The organism is Steroidobacter sp. (assembly GCF_016790065.1).
Classification (GTDB): Bacteria; Pseudomonadota; Gammaproteobacteria; order Steroidobacterales; family Steroidobacteraceae; genus Steroidobacter.
Window position 1 is genome coordinate 1 of record NZ_JAEUPY010000063.1, and the last position, 1,960, is coordinate 1,960.

Genomic DNA, 1,960 nt, shown 5'->3' on the forward strand with positions numbered 1-1,960 from the left:
AGCCGCACGTTCTTGCTCATCCGCGGTTTGACTCGATAGTGACTGGTGCGCGAAAGCGTCGATAGTACGTCGCCGCCCGGACCAAAGCGCGAGCGGATGACCTCGCTGGTGTGTCGCAGGAAGCCGCGATCAGGATCGTCGAACTCGCCCCACAGGATGTGCACTCGATTCCACTCGGGCAGCGAGTCGTCCCAACGTAACAGTCGCGCACGTTCCATGATCTGGATTCGATAGCTGTACCCCTCGTCCACCAACTGCGCGCCGACCGGCCCCATGACGTCGCGCATGAAGCCGCGGTATTCATCCCAATGCGGATTGGGAATCTGAATGTACTCGATGCCCGCGTACTGATTGGCCGGTGGCGATCGATGGCGCGGCGAAGGATGTGGGATCGCGGTGCCGGCGCCGGCCGGGCGCACCAACACTTCACAACTTAGATATTGAATCCCCGGCTGCCGGGCCAACGCAGCTTCCAAACCAGCGTCGCGCTCGGCTTGGAGCACAGCCTCGATGTCAGCGCCGGCGCCGAGTTCGAGCTGCACAAAATAGCCCCAATCCCGCACCGGGCCCGGAGCCGTCTGCATATCGATGTCGCCTACTTTGCGCAGCGTTTCGACGCTCGCCAGCACGCCAGCCTCATGGAGCCTGCGCCACGTCGGCATGGCGACAGCATCGAGGTGCCGGGCGAACTCTTGGGTCGATAACGTCGGTGCGTCGAACGTGCGGGCGAGATAGCTGTAGCTACGGTCTTTATCGGTCATGGTCCGGCGATTATTCACGTAGTGCGACAACCAGCCAGCCCGGGGCGTCGATGCCAGACATAACTGCCGCAGATGGCGCGCCGGCTCAGGATCAACAACTTCGTATACCTTGTATAGACCCCTCGGGATTGGCGCGCCGCCAGCCATGGTCACAATCGAGCTCAGATTCTGGCAGCTAACAACACATGGGGTTCGGGTGAACAAACAACTTGCTTCCAAAGCTCACGGGGGTGTTGCCGCGACGGCGACCACACTACGCACTTGGGTCCACGCGTCGGCTGCGACAGCCTTTGCGCTCAGCGGAACGGTCATCCAGGTCGCTGGCGCGGCCGAGGCCGACAGCGGCATCGAAGAGGTCATCGTCACCGCACAGCGCCGCGAGCAAGATCTACAACAAGTGCCGGTAGCTGTCACCGCGCTCACCTCACAAGCGCTGGAGCGGGCGCAGGTCGAAAGCCTGCAGGATTACGCTGCGCTGGTGCCTAACTTCAAGGCCACTAATTACGGCACGCCGGGCGAAAGCGACGTATCGATCCGCGGTGTCACCAACATCGGCGGCCAAAGCTCCTCGATTGCTGTGTACAACGACGAGTTCGGCGTCAACGAATTCGACTTCGATCTGTACGACGTGGAACGCATCGAAGTATTGCGCGGCCCTCAAGGCACGCTGTTCGGCCGTAACACCATCGCGGGCGCGGTGAACATCGTCTACAAAAAGCCCATAGAAACCTTCGAGGCTGCGGTCGATCTGGATGCCAGCAGCTATGGCACCTACAAAGGCTCGGGCATGATCAACGTGCCCCTCTCCGACTCGATATTCATGCGCGTGAGCGGTAGCTACGGCGAGTCCGATGGTTATCTAAAAGACGTCGGCCCGGCACGCGCGTCGGACGACTACACCAACCAATCCGTACGGCTCGCATTGCGCGGCAAGTTCGATAAGTTGACGCTCGATCTCTCTGTGGCCCACTCCAACATCGAACAGGGCGTACCAACCGCCGTGCCGACAGGCGTACTCACGCCGGTGGCAGGCGGCGTGATCGGCAGCCCGATCAACGACGGTCAGGGCTTCTTCCCATCGAACACTCGGCGTATCGCGACCGATCAGCCAACCAACTCGGACTACAAGTACGACACCGGCATCCTGCGCGCCACGTATGAGTTCGATGGCGTGAACTTGGTCGTGATCGGCGGCCAAC

Annotated in this window: 2 protein-coding genes; one reads left to right on the top strand and one right to left on the bottom strand. The window is 61.3% G+C overall.

All coding sequences use genetic code 11. The features are described 5' to 3' along the window. Window positions 1–761 (bottom strand): hypothetical protein (locus JNL55_RS02395; RefSeq protein WP_293848778.1); only part of this gene is annotated, 761 nt, incomplete at its 3' end. Between the two features lie 196 nt (window positions 762–957). Here JNL55_RS02395 and JNL55_RS02400 point away from each other — a divergent pair. Next, window positions 958–1,960: TonB-dependent receptor (locus JNL55_RS02400; RefSeq protein ID WP_293848780.1), on the top strand; the 1,003-nt coding region annotated here is incomplete at its 3' end.